Genomic DNA, 18806 nt, shown 5'->3' with positions numbered 1-18806 from the left:
CACTTCGTCTCGCTCCGCTCGCTCAGCGATCGGGTCTCAGGAACAGCTCGCCGGGGAAACCGGCGGATGCCTGCACGCGACCGTCGGTGGTCATGCGCACCCAGTCGAGGCCGTGAGCGTCGGCGAATGCCGGCCCGCCGTCGAAGAACAGGGCCGTCGTCGCCGCGTCGGCGAGCATCGCATCGGGTGCGAGCGCCCACGTCGCCGCCCAGCTGCGCACAGGGATGCCGGTGCGCGCGTCGAGCACGTGATGCAGGCCGTCGCCCCAGGCCCGGCGGTTGGTCGCCGAGGCGCAGAGCGCCCGCTCTCCCACCTCGACCACACCGATCGCGCGCGCCGGGTCGTACGGATGCTCCAGGGCGACGCGGATGCTGCCGCCGCGGACGGCGAGGTCGCCTCCGGCGTCCACGACCACCCCGCCGCCCACGGACGAGAGCGCTGCGAGCACCAGATCGACAAGGCGCCCCTTGCCGAGAGCACCGACATCGATGACGGCGGGCGCGGAGAGCGACAGCGCAGCATCCGTCCAGTGCAGCGTCTCGATCCAGTCCGCCGGCGCGGCCTGCGCGGTGCCGGCCACCAGCGAGTAGTCGGCACCGTAGCCGAGCGCCGCGAGGCTGCCGCCTGCGAGTGGATTCACCGCTCCGGCCGTCGCATCGGAGAGTTCCCGGTACAGATCGAGCATCGCCGCGGCATCCTCCGGCGCGGGGGCCTCTCCCCCGTCGGCGAGCCGCGACACCACGGAATCGGCGCGGAACCGAGACCACGTCCCATCGAACCGGTCGATGAGTGCCGAGACCGTCGAGATGCTTGCTGCATCCAGCGGCTGCTCGGCCTCGATCTCCCACAGCGTGCCGATCGCCTCGAAGCGCCAGAGGTCCATGGGGGAAGCGGAGACTACTCGGCGGCCTGCTGCTTGATCTTCTCGATCGCCTGGTTGAAACCGCCGCTGGTCAGCGACGATCCGGCGACGCGATCCACACTCAGATCGTCGATGCTCTTGCCATCGACAACCGCATCGATGCCGTCGATGAACTGCCCCTGGTACTGCTCGGTCTCAGGTGCCTGCGGGTCGCCGGTCACCGCGAGGTCGCTGACGACCCCACCCGTCAGGGTGAGGGTCACCGAGATCTGCTCCACCGTCTCAGGAGTCTGGTACGACCCCTCGGCGGTGTAGGTGCCGTCCTTGTACTCGGCGGATGCCGCGGATCCGCCATCCTGGGCATCCGCGGCGCCGGAGCACCCGGCCAGCAGCAGCACGCCGGCGGCGCCTGCGAGAGCGGTCACTGTGCGGGTCGTCTGGGAGGTCATGGAACCAGCATCCGATGCCGACCTATGAGAAGGCCACACGAAGGCGATGCGGGGCGTAAACCTCACGCCTCGCCGTTGAACATGCTCGTGACCGAGCCGTCCTCGAACACCTGCTTGATCGCGGTCGCCAGCAGAGGCGCGATCGGCAGGATCGTGAGGCCGGGGAACCGGCGCGACTCGGTCAGCGGGATCGTGTCGGTGACGACGACCTCGTCGATCGCGGAGTCCTGCAGACGATCGGATGCCGGGTCGCTGAAGATCGCGTGGGTCGCGGCGACGATCACCTTGCGGGCACCGTTGGCCTTGAGCGCCTGGGCGGCCTTGACGATCGTGCCACCGGTGTCGATCATGTCGTCCACCAGCAGGCAGGTGCGGCCGTCGACGGCGCCGACGATCTCGTGCACCGAGACCTGGTTGGCGACCTTCGGGTCGCGGCGCTTGTGGATGATCGCGAGCGGCGCGTCGAGGCTGTCCGACCACGTGTCCGCCACGCGGACGCGGCCCATGTCGGGAGAGACGATCGTGAGCGTCTCACGGTCTTCCGCAGTGAGGGTCTCCTCGAAGTGCTTCAGCAGCACGGGCTTGGCGAACAGGTGATCGACGGGACCGTCGAAGAAGCCCTGGATCTGCGCAGCGTGCAGGTCGACGCTCATCACGCGGTCGGCGCCGGCGGTCTTCAGCAGGTCGGCCACGAGGCGGGCGCTGATCGGCTCACGGCCGCGGCCCTTCTTGTCCTGACGGGAGTACGGGTAGTACGGGGCGACGACGGTGATGCGCTTGGCCGACGCACGCTTGGCGGCGTCGAGCATGATCAGCGTCTCCATCAGCCACTCGTTCACCGGCTCGCCGAACGACTGCACGATGAACAGGTCGCAGCCGCGGATCGAGACCTCGAATCGGGCGTAGATCTCGCCCGAGGCGAACGTGCGGTGCTCGACCGGCGCGATCTCGGTGCCGAGGGCACCGGCGACCTGACGCGTCAGTTCGGGAACCGATCGCCCGCCCGCGACGACGAGTCGCTTCTTGGTCTTCGCGATCAGACCCGGCGCGACGCCGTTCTCGCGGTCCAGTTCGATCGTCTTCTTCTTGCGCCCCATGGGTCCGCCTATTCCGCCGATTCGGCCCGTGCCGCAGCATCCGCCGCAGCCGTGCCGGCCCTGTTCTTCTCGACCCACCCCTCGACATTGCGCTGAGGGGCGACGCTCATGGCCAGTGCACCCGCCGGAACGTCCTTGCGGACGACGGCACCGGCCCCGGTCTTCGCTCCAGCACCAAGCCTAACGGGCGCGACGAGCACCGTGTGCGAGCCGGTGTGCACCTCGTCGCCGATCTCGGTGCGGTGCTTGTTCACATCGTCGTAGTTGGCGGTGATCGTGCTGGCGCCGAGGTTGACGCCCCGGCCGATCGTCGCATCGCCCACGTAGGACAGGTGCGGCACCTTGGAGCCGTCGCCGATCTGGGCGTTCTTCGTCTCGACGTAGGCGCCGATCTTGCCGCCCTCACCGAGCACGGTGCCCGCACGCAGGTACGAGAACGGGCCGACGGTGGCGCGTGCGCCGATCACCGCGAGGGTGGCGTCGGTGCGCTTGACCACCGCGTCCTCACCGACCTCGCAGTCCACGAGGGTCGTGTCGGGACCGATGATCGCCCCGGATTCGACCTTGGTGGCGCGCAGCAGCTGGGTGTTCGGCAGGATCGTCACGTCGGGTGCCAGCACGGCGTCGTCGTCGATCCAGGTGGTCTCCGGGTCGACGACGGTGACGCCCTCGCGCTGCCAGCGCCGGATGATGCGCTGCCGCAGCACCTTGCCCGCCTCAGCGAGCTGGATGCGGTCGTTGATGCCGAAGGTCGATGCCGCGTCGACGGCGATCTCGGCGGCGACCGGCTGGGCGTCGTCGCGCAGCAAGCCGATCACGTCGGTGAGATACAGCTCGCCCTGGGCGTTGTCCTGCGTGATGCGGGCCAGGTGCGTGCGCAGCTGCGGCGCGCGGAACACGTAGACGCCGGCGTTGATCTCGTGCACAGCCGCCTCTGCGGCATCCGCGTCCTTCTGCTCGACGATCCGCTGCACGCCGCCCGCGGCGTCGCGGATGATGCGGCCGTAGCCGGTCGGGTCGTCGAGGACCGCGCTCAGCAGGGTGGCTGCGGCGGATGCCGCACGGTGGCCGTCGATGAGGGCGCGCAGCGTGTCGGCCTCGAGCAGCGGCACGTCGCCGGAGAGCACCAGCACGTCGCCGTCGAAATCGGACGGGAGGGCGTCCAGCGCGACCTGCACGGCACGGCCGGTGCCGGGGACTTCGTCCTGGTCGACGATCAGGGCGTCGGGGTACTGCGCGGTAAGCGCCGAGACGACCTGGTCGCGCTCGTGGCGCACGACGACCTCGACGTACGACGCGTCCAGCGCGGCCGCCTGGGTGAGCACGTGGCCGACCAGCGGGCGTCCGCCGATCTCGTGCAGCACCTTGGGCCGGCGGGACTTCATGCGGGTGCCCTGCCCTGCGGCCAGGACGATGATGGCGAGATTGTTCTGCGTCATGCTCCGCCGCCAGGACTCGAACCTGAACCTCACAGCTCCAAAGGCTGTCGTGCTGCCATTACACCACGGCGGACCGCGGCCCACCGGTGCGGGCCGCCCGTCAAGTCTGCCACCTCGCGGCTGGGTACCCGAAGCACGCGATAATGGTCGGATGAGCGAAGCGGATGAGGTCGACCGGATCGTCGGCGCGTGGACGACGCAGCGACCCGACCTCGACTTCTCCCCGCTCGAGGTGCTCTCGCGCGTCGACCGCCTCTCCCGGCACCTCGATCGCGCGCGCCGGGAGGTGTTCCGGCGCAGCGATCTGGAGTCGTGGGAATGGGACGTGCTGTCCGCCCTGCGCCGCGCGGGCGCGCCGTTCCAGCTCTCGCCGAAGCAGCTGCTGCAGCAGACCCTCGTCTCCAGCGGGACGATGACGAACCGGATCGACCGGCTGGTCGGCCGGCGCCTGGTGCGTCGCGAGGCCGATCCCGCCGACGGTCGAAGCGTGCTGGTCACGATGACCGACGACGGCAAGGTGCGAGTGGACGCCGCGATCACCCGCCTGGTCGACGCGGAGGCCACGCTGCTCTCGGCGCTCCCCCGTGCCGACCGGGAACGGCTGGCCGGTCTGCTGCGCAAGCTGAGCCTGAGCTTCGACGTCTGACAGGGCGCCGGAGAGACGACGGACGGAGACAGAGGACCCATGCGCATCGCGGTGGCCGGCGGGACCGGACGGATCGGACGACTGGTCGTCGCGCTGGTCGCGCAGAGCGGCCATGAGGCGATCTCGCTGAGTCGCGGCGAGGGCGTCGATCTGGTCAGCGGTGCTGGCCTGGAAGGGCTGCTCACCGGCGTCGACGTGGTCATCGACGTCTCGAACCCGCCCTCGGCCGACGCCGCGGAGGCCGAACGCGTCTACACGGTCGTCTCGGAGAACCTGCTCGCGGCAGAGATCGCCGCGGGTATCGGGCACCATGTCGCGCTCTCGATCGCTGCCATCGACGCAGTGCAGGGCGGACCGCACTACTTCGGCAAGCGGGCCCAGGAGCGCGCGATCCGCGCCGGCGCCGTTCCGCACACCATCGTGCGCGCCACGCAGTTCCATGACTTCCCGGCGATGATCGCGGAGCGGGCGGTGTCAGGCGGAGAGGCCGTGGTGCCGCCGCTCCTGCTGCAGCCGATCGCTCCCGCCGATGTGGCATCCGTGCTGGTCGAGACTGCCCTCGGGGCGCCGCGCCCGGAGGGGCTCGTCATCGCAGGACCCCGCACCGAGGATGCCGTGGACATGGCGCGCCGCACTTTCGCCGCCCGAGGTGCGGATCACGCGATCCGCGCGTCCTGGGCCGGAGCCGCGCTCGGACTCGACTTCGCCGGCGAGGTGCTGCTGCCGCCGGCCGACGCCAGGATCGCGCGGACGTCGTTCGACGCCTGGCTCGCCGCGGGCGCACGCTGATGGCGATGGCGTCACCGCTCCCGGTGCGCGACGGCGTCGGGGCGACGCGGCTGCACGTGCCGCTGGAGGGACCGTGGAGCACGGTCTCGCAGTACATGGCCGAGCGGTTCTCACACCTCGATCCCGAACGCCTGCTGCAGCGGTTCGACCGCGGAGAGATCGTCGCGATCGATGGTTCCACGCTCACGCGACACACGCCCCTGGGCGCCGAGGAGTTCGTCTGGTACTACCGCGAGCCGCCCGAGGAGCGCGACATCCCGTTCGACGTCGAGATCCTGCATCAGGACCGCGACCTCGTCGTCGTCGACAAGCCACATTTCCTGCCCACGACGCCTGGCGGAAAGTACCTGCAGAACTCCGCGCTGGTGCGGCTGCGCAACCTGCTGGACAACCCCGATCTCACGCCGATCCACCGGCTGGATCGCGCGACCGCCGGCCTGCTGATGTTCTCGACGCGACCCGAGACCCGCGGCGCCTACCAGCTGCTGTTCGAGAGGCGGACGGTCGAGAAGGTCTATGAGGCCGTCTCCGCCAGGCCTGCGGACTGGGATGCCGCAGCACCGGCACTCACCGGCATCCGATTCCCGATCGTGTACCGCAACCACATCGAGAAGCTGCGCGCGCACGTGTGTGTGCGCGTGGACCCGGAGCGCGCGCCGAACTCCGAGACGCTGATCGAGCTGATCGACTTCGACGACCGCGTCGTGCACACGATGCTGCGGCCGCACAGCGGCAAGATGCATCAGCTGCGTGTGCACCTGTCCGCCCTCGGCGCGGGCATCCTGAACGACGGGTTCTATCCGGATCTGCTGCCGGAGGCGCCCGACGACTTCACGAAGCCGCTGAAGCTGCTCGCACGGGAACTGCGGTTCGTCGACCCGCTCAGCGGTGTGCCGCGCGAGTTCGTGACGAAGCGCACGCTGCAGGAGCGTCCCTAGCCGCGGTCAGGTCCGGCAGCTGCCGGTCGTCACGGCGCGAGCGGCCGGGTCGAGCCGGGCGAGCACGGGCAGCAGCTCGGCATTCGTCATCGCGTATCCCACCTGCGGCTGCACCTCGTCGCGGGCGAAGACCACGCCGGCGACTGCACCGCCCTGGGTGAGCAGCGGACCGCCGGAGTTGCCCGGCTGCACGTCCGCGCGCAGCGTGTACACCGAGCGCTCGGTGGCGTTCGCGCCGTAGATGTCGTCGATCAGCGGTGTGCTCGAGCTGATGACGCCTGCGGGAACCGTGCGGAACGGGCCGCCGTGCGGATACCCCTGCACGACGGCGCCGTCACCGGGCTTCAGCGCATCCGCCAGCTTCAGCGGGCGGGCGGTGACGTCGGCGGCGACGACGGCGAGGTCGTCGACCGGGTCGAAGTACACGACACGGCCATCTCGCGCCGGCTCGCCCGGCAGCTCGACGATCGGCGAGTCCGCGCCGGCCACGACGTGCGCGTTGGTGACGATCAGGTCGTCGGCGACGACGAACCCTGAGCCGCTGGAGACGATGCCGCACGCGGGTGCCATGCCGGAGACCCTGGCGACGGAACGCGCGGCCGATGCGAGCGCCGGATCGTTCGTGTCGATCTCGGCGGGGTCCGGGGCCTTCGCCAGGTCACTCTCGTCGAGCAGTCCATTGATCGTCGGCAGCGTGGTGTCGCCGAGCACCGCCGACTGCAGCCGAGCCATCGCGTCGGCGACCGGCGGCGGGGTGGTGTCCTCGATCGTGCGGAGCACGAGTGAAGACGCGACGGCGGACGACACCATGGGGATACCGGCGGCGGCGATGCCCGCTCCGGTCAGGGTGAGCGCCAGCGCCGCCGTGACCACGGCGAGCACTCCGCCGAGCAGACGCTCGATGCCGCGCAGCTTGAGCTTGTCGGCACCGTTTCTGATCACGGCCCCGATCGCAGAGCCGATGCCCGCGCCGAGCGCGAGCAGCAGCACCGCGGCGCCGACGACGGAGAACCCGTGCCAGTCGCTCGTCGCTGTCAGACCGGAGGCCCAGGGCAGCACCCAGGGCGCGGCGAGCCCCGCGGCGACCAGGCCGCAGAGCATGCCGAGCACGGCGAACAGGCCGGCACGGATGCCACTGAGGAGCGCCACGATCAGCAGCACCACGACGATCACGTCGACCACGTTCATGTCACAGGACGCTACGCGACGTCGCTATGCGGAACCCGAGGGACCGCTCAGCGGCGCATGACCTTGCGGGCCAGTTTCGTGCCGAGAAGCTGCACCAGATGCACGAACACGACGATGAGGATGATCGCCGCCCACATCACGACCGGCTCGAAGCGGATCGCCTCTCTTTGCGGACCCTTCAGGCAGACCAGCGCCGGAATCGTGCACGATACTTGGGAACGCCTCCCACGAGCCGAGGTATGACCTGACCAACTACCGCCATCATCGCCTCGACGGCGGAGGAGCAGGACAGCGCATCGGGCTTCCAGCTCGCCATGAATGGGCGCGCAATCACGCGAATATGGCTTCGCTCAAACCATCCAATGCGACAGCCAGACCGATTGTGATGCCTTTCGGAATGTCCGGTCTTCAACTATGCGAGACCGCTCCCCGCCACCAACGAAACGAAAACAATGATTCGTATATTCGGAAGAAGCCACCCGGCGCCACCAAACACCGCACTATTCAAGCGGGATCTCTGAATCAAAATCGATGCGTCGTATCACGAACGAGGCTGATTATCGTTAATCGGAGATTCCCGGAGGAAGCCGGTCGCGTCGACAGGGAGGAGACCGTCAACGGGCGCAGGTACATCCATCGAACGTTCCAGGGCCGCTCCCGAAGATAGCCACCTCGTCAACATCTCTAGCGGGCCCCGATCTAGAAGAAGCTCGAAGACAAACGCCAATATCACGGATGAGCTCAGGATGATCCAGAACGATTGCCACCCTTGGAGGGAGCCAATGCCCCATACGAGACCGAGCATAGACATCGCAACGACGTGCAGCGAGTACGTCGTTAATGGCATAATCCCCATTGCTGAGATGGAGCGAAACATCCGCAAGGACCACTTTCGCCCCTGCGCTGGCCTAAGAGCAGCAACTAGCGCCCAGAGCAACACCATTGCGAGCATGCCAGAAGAAGAGTTCTCACCTATTTCTCTCGCGATAGGGTGCAGCTCTTGAGGATCTGTGCTGAGAACCACCTGGATCGCAAGCGCGCACACCGCCATACCAAGCGCAGCGTAAGGGCGCATTCTGGAAACGCCAAAACGTATCATCCAAAGCCCCGCGAGCACAAACGCCATCCAGGTTACCGCCGGGTACTGACCCGTGAATAGCCAGGACATCGTTTGTTGCAGAACAAATGGAATCATCCTTCCGTCGAGAAGATGGGAAATGAGACCCACTACCACTGGACCGAAGATCGCTAGAAATACTGCACAGGTTGCGACCACTTTCAGGGGAGCGAAAAGCAACGGCAGAGCCAGAATGAAGAAGATGCCATAGTAGTCGAGAATGATGACTACGCCGGAGTTTAGAGAACTCAGGAAGAGTCCGAGCGCGATCAGAAAAACACCCCTTGAAGCGACTTGCCTCTTGACGGCGCTCCTGTTTGGGTCCGGCAGTAACCCCTGAGAAATTATTCCGAGCGACACCCCGTCCAGGATTGCGAAGAGAAGTTGTGGACGGTTCTGCGAGGTGATGAGGTCGAGTACTGGAATGCTCGCTATTAAATCACCCGGCAGCGAGTGCAGAACGATCATCCCAAACACTGCTAGCGTTCGCGATGCGTCGATCCCCAAAATACGTCGTTGGTTCATCTGGTCCGATTTGACTACTCTGAGAGATCCTCCATCAAGTGGTTTGCGCACTCTTGAATGCTTCTTTCCTGCTGCGTGAGCGAATCCCATTTCTCCTCGAGTGCGTCAATGTCCGCCTCGTTGCCCCCGAGCCTCCTCATCTCGGTCGGTGTCACCAGAACGCCGTCGCTCTCGAGATCGAGTAGCTTAGATGCCTGCGTTCGGATCGACTCGTTGGCGCAACTGAAAGATGGATTCTCAGTCTCGGCGGAGCACGCTACGGTCAGCAGGGAAACCGCTGCAAGGATTGTCGCTGCAAATGTACGGTGCGCTCTAAACGCCGACCCCGCTGACCTGGGGCTATCTTCCCTGATCGGATGTCCCATGTTGTTTCCTTCGAAGCCGAACTTGATTCCACGCGACTCTATAGCAGGATGCCTCGTGACGGGCTACTTGTTACGCGAGCCCTGCCCGAGGGGCGCATCAGACCGTTTGCGGAGCACATCTCGTCCCCGCCTAGCGAGCCTCATCCCCTGAGGTTCAGGGGTGGGCGGGGGCGCTACGATCTATGCTACGTTGTCGATCAACCTGTTGATTGTGACTAACTTCCCAGGGGGAATGTATATGAGGCTCTCAGTGAAGATGGCAAACCTGACTCTGGTCGGTGCGCTTGCCGTCGGGGCTCTTGTTGGGACGGCGCCTGCGGCGGTTGCGGCTCCCGCGGCCGCCACTTCGACGGTTCCCACCACGTTCAATCCGAATGCTTGCATCGTCAAGCTCGGGTGGAACATGAACCTGCGCAAAATGGGTCCAGATGGGATCGCGTACTACATGTATGGTGCCTACACGGGTCCGAAGTCATGTCCTAGCGGAACGTGGAGGCGGCTGCCTGGCTACATGTGATTCGTCAAGAGGAACCTAATTCGTCAAGAGGAACCGCACTTCGCAATCGCGAGGAGCGGTTCCTCTTGACTGTCCGAGAATCGCGCCCAGATCCGTCCATGCGGTACTGCTCCTGATTTGAAACACTTGAGTTATCCTGTTCCGCTGGCGTGGTCTGATTGTTCGCCAACACGAATACAATAGTCCTTACTAACGAGGAGACTCCCAGGCCTGACCACCTATCCGACCAACCTTACTATGTTTTGCGGCAAGAATGACCACGGCCCATGTGACCACGATTACGAGAGAGCAGAGCACTGCCGCAAGCAATGCGGGGCCTTCCGTTCCATAGTACGGGAGCGCCCAGTTTTCCACTTCAGGCCGGCTCGCAAACTCACGACGATTCAAGTTGGCGAGGATTTCGCAAACGACGTTGTAGGTCAGAGTTGAAGCCAAGAGAGCTCCCACCGAAACCATGGATACCTTGATTGCCGCGCCTAGCGTTGCGCGACCTTTTAGATGCATTCCCGTGTCTCCCTGTTTGATCTGACGGCGCCAGCCCCACTCCAACAAGGATAATTGATATAATTCTCACGCCAGCACGATTACTGTTGTCGCCACGTCCGCCAACCTCGATCTTTTATCGCTCGACGGATCGTTCGCCGTCGTTGCCGGGGTGTCGGTGTTGATTCTGGCATTAGGGTGCGACAGTCATGGTGTTGCGCTGCTGTGGCGGGTCTCCGGCCCTCGGGTCGTGGTGTTCGACGGTACCGGCGTTCAGCCGGCGGGGCATCCAGATCGTATCCGTCATCCGCTCGGGAACCTGTGGATGCGAACGTGCCCAACTGCGGCTGAAGGTGTCTGGGATCGGGACCCATGGGCACACAACGTGCGGCATCCGATCTCGTCCGAGTAAGCCCGTCACACGACGTCACAGCCTGGGTCAGCCGAGTTCCTCGATGCCGCGCAGGCGCACCTCCTCGAGGTCCATCCGCGCGGCGATCCGGCGCACGATGAGGTCGTCCACCGTGCCGGAGCGGCGCAGCCCGTGCAGCACCGTGCGCTTGCGCTCGATGAGGGCGAGCTTCAGACGGGTGGCCTCGTCATGGCGCACCAGCGGCGACCGCTGCAGCACGTCGACGTCGGTGGAGACGGCGAGCATCTGCAGTGGCGCCGCGGGGCCGGTGATCGTTGGATCGACGGCCGACTCCAGGGCGAGCGGGTCCGGCTCGTCGAGCATGGCCTCCATCTCGCCGACCTCGGCGTCGATGAGGGCGCGCTCGCGCTCCAGGGTGCGGGCGTTGGCGAGCTCGAGCGCCTCATAGCCCTCGCGGCGGGCGCGATCGCGCACCTCCTCGCTGACCCCGTGCTCGGCGGCGAGTTCGTCCAGTGCGGCCAGCGCCGCACCCGAGATGGCGCGCTCGGCCATCTCGTACTCCTCGTCCTCGACATGGTCGACCGGGATCTTCGCCCACCGCACGATCGCGGGCAGCAGCGGGCCCTGCACCAGCAGGCTGAGCAGGATGACGCCGGCGGTGACGAAGATGACCGAGTCCCGCCCCTCGACGGCATCCCCAGCGCCCGTCGCCAGCGGCACGGACAGCGCGATCGCCAGCGACACCGCACCGCGCATCCCCGCGACCGTGCTGACGATCCAGGCTCGCGCCCGAGTGCGCGGCGGAAGCGTCGATGCGTGTCTGCTGAACGGCGCGGTGAGCAGCTGGAACAGCAGTCGCACGCCCAGCAGCACGAGCCACACCGCGACCGTCACCAGAGCGAGCCATCCGATCATCGCCGCCGAGATCTCGTGCACGACGTACTGCACCTCGATGCCGATCAGCACGAACAGCGCGCCGTTGAGCAGGTACACACCGAACGGCCAGGCGGCATCCGCCTGCCTGCGCGACGCGGCGGTCGTCATGCTCGGTGCGATCGCCGCGACGATGAGTCCGGCGACGACCACGGCGAGCACGCCGGACGCCTCGACCAGCTCGGCCATCAGGAACGCCGTGAACGGCAGGAGCAGCAGCGTGACGTTGATCACGATCGTCGAGGTCATGCGGCGCAGCACCAGATAGCCGAGGCCGGCGACCGCGACGCCCGCGGCGATGCCGCCCGCATAGGAGACGACGACCATCCAGGTCACCGACAGCGGAGTGATCTGCGAACCCATCGCGAGTGACACGGCGATCGCGTAGAGCACGAGGGCCGTGCCGTCGTTGGTGAGGCTCTCCGCCTTCAGCTTCATGAACATCCGCCGTGGCAGCAGGCGGCCGAGCGCAGCCACAGCCGTGGCATCCGGCGGCGCGACGGCGGCGCCCAGGATCAGCGCGGCCTCCCACGGCAGTCCGAACAGCACGGCGACGCCGGCGACCGCGAAGGCGCTCGCGACGACGAGCACGGTGCTCATCGGCAGGATGTACCGGAAGTCGCGGCGGATGGATCGCAGCGAGGTGGTCAGGCTCTCCCAGAACAGCATGACCGGCAGGAACAGCAGCAGCACCGTCTCGGGCGGCAGCTGGATCTCGCGCATCGCAGGGACGAAGCCGAGCAGCAGTCCGAGCACGACGAGCACGAGCGGCAGCGCGAGCCGTATCCGCGGCGCGATGATCGCACCGACGACGATGGTCGCGCCCAGCAGGACGGTGACCTCGAGACCTTCCATGACACCTCCTGGGAGAACGACGACGGGACGCGCAGGAGCGGACCGCTGAGTGTGCCAAGCGCCGTCCCGATCAGAGTATTCCCGCGTCGCGGATGGCGCAGCCGTTCAGTGCCCTTCGCGCTCCCCGTCAGGGTCTGCGGTCGCGGCAAGGTCGTCGAAGAAGCCCTCGACGACGGCACGCTGCTCGGCCGAGAGAGCGGCGATGACGTCGAAGCGCCGCGCGTGCGAGCGCCCCACGCTCTCCCTGGCGGCCCGCCGCGTCCGCGCCGTCACCTCGATCGACAGACGGCGTCGATCCGTCGGATGAGGTCGGCGGCGGATATGCCCGCCCTTCTCGAGGCGGTCGAGCAGTTTTGTCACCGACGCCGTGGACACGCCGAGGTGCGCGGCGATGTCGCCGGGTGTCACGACGGCATCCTGCCGCTGCGCGGCGATGAGCAGCCGAAGGGCCCTCATGTCGGTCTCACCCAGCTTCATGTACCGCTGCGATTCCTCGCTCATGGCGCGCTCCGCCTCACGCCACCGGTGCATCGCATCGAGCACCCGGACGACCTGCGCGAGCTCGTCGTCGGAGAGATGCGACCGTCGCACGATCTCCTCGTCCGGATCCAGACGACGTGGGTCGTGCAGCGCGACCGGCGCGGCTCTGGGCGGGATCGGCTTCGCCATGACCATGACTTTAGCTCACCGAAGCTATATGATTCGGAGAAAGCTAGCCTGGCTAGCAACTAGACAGGAGAGAGAAATGATGACGGCTCAGGAACGCGTCGTGCTCCTCAATGACGACGGCACGCCCTGCGGCGTCGCCCAGAAGGCGGAGGTGCACCACGACCGCACCCCGCTGCACCTCGCATTCTCGTGTCACGTCCTCGACGAGCACGGCCGGGTCCTGATCACCAGACGCGCTCTGGGCAAGCGCACGTGGCCCGGCACCTGGACCAACGCCTTCTGCGGCCACCCCCAGCCGTTCGAGCCGATACCCGACGCGGTGATGCGCAGGGCGCGCGAGGAGCTGGGGCTGGAACTCGCAGACATCCGCCTGGAGCTCCCCGACTTCCGCTACCGCGCGGTGGACGCCTCGGGCACCGTGGAGAACGAGGTCTGCCCCGTGTACACGGCCCGTGCCCTCGGCGACCCCGTCCTCGTGGCGGCGGAGGCGATGGAGCTGCGCTGGGTCGACCCCCGGAATCTCGCGATCGCGCTCACGGCCGCCCCGTGGGCCTTCAGCCCCTGGCTCGTGAGCCAGGCCGCAGAGCTCTCACGTGCAGACGGCGAGATCCGCGCCGCAGCATGGCAGCGGGCGGCATGAGCTCCACGATGGAGAGGACCGGCGTCGAGGCGACGATCCGCCGCTTCTTCGCGGAGCGCGAGGAGCGCGCGAGGACGCGGAGCGAGGGTCACGCGCTTCTCTGGCGGAGAACCCGTGAGGCGGCCGATGGTGGCAAGCGCCTGCGGTCGAGGCTGGTGCTGCTGTCCCACGACCATCTCGGCGGCGCGGACCGCCGCTCCGCCGAGGTCGCCGGTGCCGCCTTCGAGATCCTGCACACCGCGCTCCTCCTCCACGACGACGTCCTCGACGGGGACCTCGTCCGCCGTGGTCGACCCAACCTCGCCGGACTGTTCACCGCGGATGCGATCGACGCCGGGCGACCTCTGGACGACGCGACCGCGTGGGGCACGGCGTCGGCGATGCTCGCAGGAGACCTCCTCATCAGCGGTGCTCACGCGCTCGTCTCCGATCTGCCGCACGGCGTCGCCGGAGAGATGCACCGCATGATCGACGACGCTCTGTTCGACGCCGTCGCCGGCGAGCACGCCGACGTGGCCGCAGGCCGAGGGATGGCCTCCCCGTCGCCCGCCGAGATCCTCGAGACGATGGCGCAGAAGACCGCGACGTATTCCTGTGCCGCCCCTCTGCGCACGGGGGCGATCATCGCCGGAGCCGAAGCGGCACGCGTCACCGCCGTGGAGCGGATCGGGCGCGAACTCGGCGTGCTCTATCAGCTGCGCGACGACGTGCTGGGGGTGTTCGGCGCAGAAGATCGCACCGGCAAGTCGGTCAGCGGTGATCTGCGTGAGGGCAAGCGGACGCTGCTGATCGCCTTCGCCGAGGAGACCGCGGAATGGCGCGACGTGCAGCATCTCTTCGGGCGCGCGCCGCTCGAAGAGGGCGACGCGGCACGGATGCGCGGTGCCCTGACAGCCTCCGGCGCATCGGCACGTATGCAGTGTGCCGTCGAGGAACAGTTCGCGAGAGCCCGCCGGGCGATCGATACCGCGCCGTTGCCGTCCGCGCTGAAGGACGCTCTGGCAGACATCGCGGCGATGTGCGCGGAGCGGCAGTCATGAGCAGAGCGGAGGGGCTCGCCCTGTACACGACGACGGCGCGCACGTCCTCACGACGCATCATCGATGCCTACTCGACGTCGTTCGGGCTGGCGAGCCGTCTGCTCCCCCGCGACGTCAGACAGGGCATCGCCGATGTCTACGCACTGGTCAGGGTCGCCGATGAGATCGTCGACGGTCCCGCCCTCGAGGCCGGTCTCGATCCAGGCACGACGCGCAGCATCCTGGACGAGCTCGAGCAGGAGACGATCGCCGCCATCGCGCGCGGCTTCAGTGCGAATCTCGTCGTGCACGCGTTCGCCGTCACCGCGCGCCAGACCGGGATCACCGCCGAGCTGCTGCGGCCGTTCTTCGCATCGATGCGGATGGACCTGGATCCCATCGAGTACGACCGCGAGACCTTCCGGCGCTACATCCACGGTTCTGCCGAGGTCGTCGGGTCGATGTGCCTGCGCGTCTTCGCCTCCGAGTCGCCGGGGACGCCGATCGACGATCATCTCGAAGAGGGCGCTCGTCGCCTCGGCGCCGCCTTCCAGAAGGTGAACTTCCTCCGCGACCTCGCGGATGACGTCGACTCCCTCGGACGGCAGTACATCCCGGGTACGCGGGGAGGGCGTCTCACCGAGGCGGACAAGAACGCGATGGTGGACGAGATCGACGATGATCTGACGGCGGCGCGCTCCGCCATACGACGACTGCCTCCGGGCTCCCGGCGAGCGACCGCCGCCGCCGCCGCGCTGTTCGGCCGCCTGAACGAACAACTCAGAGCGACCCCGGTCGAACAGCTGAGGCGACGACGCGTATCCGTGCCGACGTCCGTCAAGCTGCGGCTCGTCTCCGGAGCGGCCCTCGGGCGGGTGATCGGGTGAGCACCGCCGAACGCGCCGTCGTGATCGGCGGCGGCATCTCCGGGCTCGCCACCGCAGCCCTGCTCGCGAACGAGGGGCTGGACGTCGTCCTCGTGGAGGCCCGCGACGAGCTCGGCGGCAGAGCAGGACGCTGGGAGTCCCGGGGCTTCGTCTTCGACACCGGGCCGTCCTGGTATCTGATGCCGGAGGTCTTCGACCACTTCTTCCGGCTGCTCGGCACTTCCGCCGCCGAGCAGCTCGACCTGCTCCGCCTCGATCCTGCATACCGGGTCTTCTTCGAGGGCGATCCGACGCCCTTCGACCTGCCTGCGGAGAACGCCGTCGCCGCGCTGACCGAATTGGACCCCGCGTCGGCCGAGAGCCTCGACCGGTATCTGACCTCGGCCGCGGACACGTATTCGCTGGCCACATCCTCGTTCCTCTACAGCAGCTACGAGTCCCTCCGGCCGTTCCTCGACCCCGCGCTCCTGGCGAGGCTCCCCCGACTCGCCCGCCTTCTCGGAGAGCCTCTCGACAGGATGATCCGGCGGAGCTCCCGCGATCCCCGCGTGCAGCGCGTCCTCGGATACCCCGCGGTCTTCCTCGGCACGTCACCGTCCCGGGCACCGAGCATGTACCACCTGATGAGCCATCTGGACATCGGACAGGGCGTGCTCTATCCCCGCGGGGGCTTCAGCGCCGTCATCGACGCGATCGCCGGTCTCGCCGTCGACCATGGCGCGACGCTGACGACCGGGACAAGGGCGCGACAGATCATCGTCAGGGACGGTGCCGCCGTCGGCGTGGAGGTGGAGAGCCCCGAGGGGATCGAGGTCCTCCCCGCCGACGTCGTGGTCTCGACCGCCGATCTCCGCGTCACGGAGCGGCAGCTGCTCGCGCCGGCGCACCGCAGCCGTTCCGAGAGCTGGTGGCGCCGCAGGGATCCGGGTCCCGGTGCGGTACTGGCGATGCTCGGCGTCCGTGGCGAACTCCCGGAGCTCGCTCACCACACCCTGCTCTTCGCGGAGGACTGGGATGCGGGCTTCGATGACATCTACGGCGGCCGTCCTCGGATCCCCGACCCCGCCTCGCTGTACATCTGCCGACCGAGCGCGTCGGACGCCGTGGCGCCCCCCGGCCACGAGAATCTGTTCGTGCTGGTGCCCGTCCCCGCGGACCCCGACATCGGCGGCGGCGGCCTCGACGGCGGAGGATCCCCGGCCGTGGAGCGCGCAGTCGACGCCGCCATCGACCAGATCTCCGCCTGGTGCGGGATCCCCGGGCTCCGCGAGCGCATCGTCGTGCGGCGGAGCGTCGGCCCCGCCGACTTCGAGCGCGAATTCGGGGCCTGGCGAGGCGGAGCCCTCGGCCCGGCCCACACGCTGCGGCAGAGCGCGGTGCTCCGGGGCCGGAACACCTCACCGCGCGTGAAGGGGCTGCTCCTCGCGGGAGCGTCGACCATTCCCGGGATCGGACTGCCCATGTGCCTGATCAGCGCCGAACTCGTGCTCAAGCGCCTGCGCGGGGACCGCACGGCGACCCCGCTCCCGGAGCCGCTGTGAACGCGCTGTACCTGATCCTGCTGCTGATCTCGCTCGCGGGTGTCATCGCCCTGGACATCCGGCTCGGCCTGTTCCTCGGACGCGACCCGGTGCGGGCGGCGAGCGTCCTCGCGATCGGCGTCGCCTTCCTGCTGCTGTGGGACGCCGCGGGCATCGCGCTGGGGATCTTCTTCCGCGGCGAAAATCCGTATTCGACCGGGATCCTCCTGGCGCCCGAGCTGCCTCTGGAGGAGCCGGTGTTCCTGCTCTTCCTCTGTCAGCTGACCATGACGCTGGCGTGCGGCGTCCAGCGCTCACTCGACCGGCGCCGAGGTGAGCGATGACCTATCCAGCACTCTCCGCGGTCTTCCTCGCCATCGCCGTCGTCTTCGCCATCCTCGTACGGCGACGAACACCGCTGTCGCTGACGGCGCTGGCCATCACGGCCGGCGTGCTGCTCGTCCTGACTGCCGTCTTCGACAACCTCATGATCGCCGCGGGCCTGTTCGCCTACGCCGACGACGAACGGGTCTCGGGACTCATGATCGGCGCGGCTCCCATCGAGGACTTCGCGTACCCCCTCGCGGCAGTGTTCCTGCTTCCCGCCCTCTGGGGAGTGCTCAGGAGGCACGATGATCCGTGACCTTCTCGCCGTGTCCCGGCCGCTGAGCTGGATCAACACCGCCTACCCGTTCGCGGCCGCCTATCTCCTCACGGCGAGGGAAGTGGATGCCGCACTGATCGTCGGAGCACTGTTCTTCCTCGTCCCGTACAACCTCGCGATGTACGGCATCAACGACGTGTTCGATCATGAGTCCGATCTTGCGAACCCGCGCAAGGGCGGAGTGGAGGGCGCGCTGCTGCCGCGATCACGCCACCGGAGCATCCTGATCGCCTCCGCCGTGCTCTGCGTGCCGTTCATCGCCGCACTCGTGGCGATGGGCTCGCCGCTCTCCTGGCTCGTGCTCGCGGTGAGTCTGTTCGCCGTCGTCGCCTACTCGGCACCGCCGATGCGCTTCAAGGAAGTGCCGGGCCTGGACTCCGCGACATCCAGCGTGCACTTCGTCAGCCCCGCCGTCTACGGCGTCGTACTCGCCGACGGCACGTTCACCTGGGGACTCGTCGCGGTCCTCTGCGCCTTCTTCCTCTGGGGCATGGCCAGTCATGCCTTCGGCGCCGTGCAAGACGTCATCCCGGACCGGGAGGGCGGCATCGCCTCGATCGCCACCGTCCTCGGAGCTGCGCGCACCGTGCGCTTCGCGCTCGTCTGCTGGACCGCGGCCGGCCTGCTGGTGCTCACGACCGGTTGGCCGGGCGCGCTCGCCGCCGTGCTCGTGGTCCCCTATCTCCTCGCCGCCGCGCCCTACGCATTCGTCAGCGATGAGGACTCCGCCCGCGCGAACCGCGGCTGGCGGAAGTTCCTGTGGATCAACTACCTGTGCGGATTCCTCGTGACGATGCTGCTGATCGCTTTCGCGGCCCAGTCCTCGTGACG

18 protein-coding genes and 1 tRNA gene are annotated in these 18806 nt (G+C 67.7%); 10 read left to right on the top strand and 9 right to left on the bottom strand.

Features of this window, described 5'->3' with window-relative positions; genetic code table 11:
* Nucleotides 1-22: 22 nt before the first annotated feature.
* The 5 genes from ACFVDO_RS18360 to ACFVDO_RS18340 form a co-directional block, all read right to left on the bottom strand.
* Entirely contained in the window at nucleotides 23-883 is an 861-nt protein-coding gene (locus ACFVDO_RS18360) for an FAD:protein FMN transferase (RefSeq protein ID WP_378859060.1), read from the bottom strand.
* 14 nt (nucleotides 884-897) lie between these two features.
* Complete coding sequence (locus ACFVDO_RS18355) at nucleotides 898-1311, bottom strand: hypothetical protein (protein WP_378859059.1); 414 nt, start codon at nucleotides 1309-1311, stop codon at nucleotides 898-900.
* A 62-nt stretch (nucleotides 1312-1373) separates the two neighbouring features.
* Nucleotides 1374-2408 carry a ribose-phosphate diphosphokinase gene (locus ACFVDO_RS18350; protein ID WP_378859058.1) on the bottom strand — a complete coding sequence of 345 codons (1035 nt, stop codon included), beginning with the start codon at nucleotides 2406-2408 and terminating at the stop codon, nucleotides 1374-1376.
* Between the two features lie 8 nt (nucleotides 2409-2416).
* On the bottom strand, nucleotides 2417-3847 hold the full coding sequence (glmU, locus tag ACFVDO_RS18345; RefSeq protein ID WP_378859057.1) for a bifunctional UDP-N-acetylglucosamine diphosphorylase/glucosamine-1-phosphate N-acetyltransferase GlmU: 1431 nt from the start codon (nucleotides 3845-3847) through the stop codon (nucleotides 2417-2419).
* Between the two features lies 1 nt (nucleotide 3848).
* Nucleotides 3849-3920: transfer RNA gene (locus ACFVDO_RS18340), tRNA-Gln, on the bottom strand.
* 78 nt (nucleotides 3921-3998) lie between these two features.
* Here ACFVDO_RS18340 and ACFVDO_RS18335 point away from each other — a divergent pair.
* The 3 genes from ACFVDO_RS18335 to ACFVDO_RS18325 are packed head-to-tail and all read left to right on the top strand — an operon-like array spanning nucleotide 3999 to nucleotide 6220.
* Complete coding sequence (locus ACFVDO_RS18335) at nucleotides 3999-4493, top strand: MarR family winged helix-turn-helix transcriptional regulator (protein ID WP_378859056.1); 495 nt, start codon at nucleotides 3999-4001, stop codon at nucleotides 4491-4493.
* Between the two features lie 39 nt (nucleotides 4494-4532).
* Complete coding sequence (locus tag ACFVDO_RS18330) at nucleotides 4533-5282, top strand: SDR family oxidoreductase (RefSeq protein WP_378859055.1); 750 nt, start codon at nucleotides 4533-4535, stop codon at nucleotides 5280-5282.
* 5 nt (nucleotides 5283-5287) lie between these two features.
* Complete coding sequence (locus ACFVDO_RS18325; RefSeq protein ID WP_378859054.1) at nucleotides 5288-6220, top strand: pseudouridine synthase; 933 nt, start codon at nucleotides 5288-5290, stop codon at nucleotides 6218-6220.
* A gap of 6 nt (nucleotides 6221-6226) precedes the next feature.
* Here the strand turns inward: ACFVDO_RS18325 and ACFVDO_RS18320 are convergent, their stop codons facing one another.
* The 4 genes from ACFVDO_RS18320 to ACFVDO_RS18305 form a co-directional block, all read right to left on the bottom strand.
* Nucleotides 6227-7408, bottom strand: coding sequence for a MarP family serine protease (locus ACFVDO_RS18320; protein ID WP_378859053.1), 1182 nt, complete (start codon nucleotides 7406-7408; stop codon nucleotides 6227-6229).
* A gap of 541 nt (nucleotides 7409-7949) precedes the next feature.
* Nucleotides 7950-8993, bottom strand: a complete 1044-nt coding sequence (locus ACFVDO_RS18315) for a hypothetical protein (protein ID WP_378859052.1) — start codon at nucleotides 8991-8993, stop codon at nucleotides 7950-7952.
* A 1861-nt stretch (nucleotides 8994-10854) separates the two neighbouring features.
* The gene (locus ACFVDO_RS18310) at nucleotides 10855-12576 is read right to left on the bottom strand and encodes a Na+/H+ antiporter (protein ID WP_378859051.1); all 1722 of its coding nucleotides are present in this window, start codon (nucleotides 12574-12576) and stop codon (nucleotides 10855-10857) included.
* A gap of 105 nt (nucleotides 12577-12681) precedes the next feature.
* Entirely contained in the window at nucleotides 12682-13245 is a 564-nt protein-coding gene (locus tag ACFVDO_RS18305) for a MarR family winged helix-turn-helix transcriptional regulator (protein ID WP_378859050.1), read from the bottom strand.
* Nucleotides 13246-13324: 79 nt separating this feature from the next.
* Between ACFVDO_RS18305 and idi the strand changes: the two genes are divergently transcribed.
* Genes idi through ACFVDO_RS18270 form a run of 7 tightly spaced genes read left to right on the top strand, consistent with a single transcriptional unit; the run spans nucleotide 13325 to nucleotide 18804 of the window.
* Nucleotides 13325-13885, top strand: coding sequence for an isopentenyl-diphosphate Delta-isomerase (idi, locus tag ACFVDO_RS18300; protein WP_378859049.1), 561 nt, complete (start codon nucleotides 13325-13327; stop codon nucleotides 13883-13885).
* On the top strand, nucleotides 13882-14925 hold the full coding sequence (locus tag ACFVDO_RS18295; RefSeq protein WP_378859048.1) for a polyprenyl synthetase family protein: 1044 nt from the start codon (nucleotides 13882-13884) through the stop codon (nucleotides 14923-14925). The genes idi and ACFVDO_RS18295 overlap by 4 nt, the downstream gene beginning before the upstream one ends.
* The gene (locus tag ACFVDO_RS18290) at nucleotides 14922-15791 is read left to right on the top strand and encodes a phytoene/squalene synthase family protein (RefSeq protein WP_378859047.1); all 870 of its coding nucleotides are present in this window, start codon (nucleotides 14922-14924) and stop codon (nucleotides 15789-15791) included. The genes ACFVDO_RS18295 and ACFVDO_RS18290 overlap by 4 nt, the downstream gene beginning before the upstream one ends.
* Nucleotides 15788-17332, top strand: coding sequence for a phytoene desaturase family protein (gene crtI, locus ACFVDO_RS18285; RefSeq protein ID WP_378859046.1), 1545 nt, complete (start codon nucleotides 15788-15790; stop codon nucleotides 17330-17332). Before ACFVDO_RS18290 ends, crtI begins: the two co-directional genes overlap by 4 nt.
* On the top strand, nucleotides 17329-17655 hold the full coding sequence (locus ACFVDO_RS18280) for a lycopene cyclase domain-containing protein (protein ID WP_378859045.1): 327 nt from the start codon (nucleotides 17329-17331) through the stop codon (nucleotides 17653-17655). The genes crtI and ACFVDO_RS18280 overlap by 4 nt, the downstream gene beginning before the upstream one ends.
* Nucleotides 17652-17954, top strand: a complete 303-nt coding sequence (locus tag ACFVDO_RS18275; protein WP_378859044.1) for a lycopene cyclase domain-containing protein — start codon at nucleotides 17652-17654, stop codon at nucleotides 17952-17954. Before ACFVDO_RS18280 ends, ACFVDO_RS18275 begins: the two co-directional genes overlap by 4 nt.
* Entirely contained in the window at nucleotides 17944-18804 is an 861-nt protein-coding gene (locus ACFVDO_RS18270; protein ID WP_378859043.1) for a prenyltransferase, read from the top strand. Before ACFVDO_RS18275 ends, ACFVDO_RS18270 begins: the two co-directional genes overlap by 11 nt.
* The last annotated feature ends 2 nt before the right edge of the window (nucleotides 18805-18806 follow it).

The sequence above is a fragment of the Microbacterium sp. NPDC057741 genome (assembly GCF_042798735.1).
Lineage (GTDB): Bacteria > Actinomycetota > Actinomycetes > Actinomycetales > Microbacteriaceae > Microbacterium.
Note: the sequence above shows the minus strand (reverse complement) of the source record. Positions and strands in the feature narration are given on the sequence as shown.

Excerpts from the sequence above, each read along its gene's own strand:
- ACFVDO_RS18360 (WP_378859060.1), bottom strand. The coding sequence starts at position 883 with ATGGACCTCTGGCGCTTCGAGGCGATCGGCACGCTGTGGGAGATCGAG.
- ACFVDO_RS18355 (WP_378859059.1), bottom strand. The coding sequence starts at position 1,311 with ATGACCTCCCAGACGACCCGCACAGTGACCGCTCTCGCAGGCGCCGCC.
- ACFVDO_RS18350 (WP_378859058.1), bottom strand. The coding sequence starts at position 2,408 with ATGGGGCGCAAGAAGAAGACGATCGAACTGGACCGCGAGAACGGCGTC.
- glmU (WP_378859057.1), bottom strand. The coding sequence starts at position 3,847 with ATGACGCAGAACAATCTCGCCATCATCGTCCTGGCCGCAGGGCAGGGC.
- ACFVDO_RS18335 (WP_378859056.1), top strand. The coding sequence starts at position 3,999 with ATGAGCGAAGCGGATGAGGTCGACCGGATCGTCGGCGCGTGGACGACG.
- ACFVDO_RS18330 (WP_378859055.1), top strand. The coding sequence starts at position 4,533 with ATGCGCATCGCGGTGGCCGGCGGGACCGGACGGATCGGACGACTGGTC.
- ACFVDO_RS18325 (WP_378859054.1), top strand. The coding sequence starts at position 5,288 with ATGGCGTCACCGCTCCCGGTGCGCGACGGCGTCGGGGCGACGCGGCTG.
- ACFVDO_RS18320 (WP_378859053.1), bottom strand. The coding sequence starts at position 7,408 with ATGAACGTGGTCGACGTGATCGTCGTGGTGCTGCTGATCGTGGCGCTC.
- ACFVDO_RS18315 (WP_378859052.1), bottom strand. The coding sequence starts at position 8,993 with ATGATCGTTCTGCACTCGCTGCCGGGTGATTTAATAGCGAGCATTCCA.
- ACFVDO_RS18310 (WP_378859051.1), bottom strand. The coding sequence starts at position 12,576 with ATGGAAGGTCTCGAGGTCACCGTCCTGCTGGGCGCGACCATCGTCGTC.
- ACFVDO_RS18305 (WP_378859050.1), bottom strand. The coding sequence starts at position 13,245 with ATGGCGAAGCCGATCCCGCCCAGAGCCGCGCCGGTCGCGCTGCACGAC.
- idi (WP_378859049.1), top strand. The coding sequence starts at position 13,325 with ATGACGGCTCAGGAACGCGTCGTGCTCCTCAATGACGACGGCACGCCC.
- ACFVDO_RS18295 (WP_378859048.1), top strand. The coding sequence starts at position 13,882 with ATGAGCTCCACGATGGAGAGGACCGGCGTCGAGGCGACGATCCGCCGC.
- ACFVDO_RS18290 (WP_378859047.1), top strand. The coding sequence starts at position 14,922 with ATGAGCAGAGCGGAGGGGCTCGCCCTGTACACGACGACGGCGCGCACG.
- ACFVDO_RS18275 (WP_378859044.1), top strand. The coding sequence starts at position 17,652 with ATGACCTATCCAGCACTCTCCGCGGTCTTCCTCGCCATCGCCGTCGTC.
- ACFVDO_RS18270 (WP_378859043.1), top strand. The coding sequence starts at position 17,944 with ATGATCCGTGACCTTCTCGCCGTGTCCCGGCCGCTGAGCTGGATCAAC.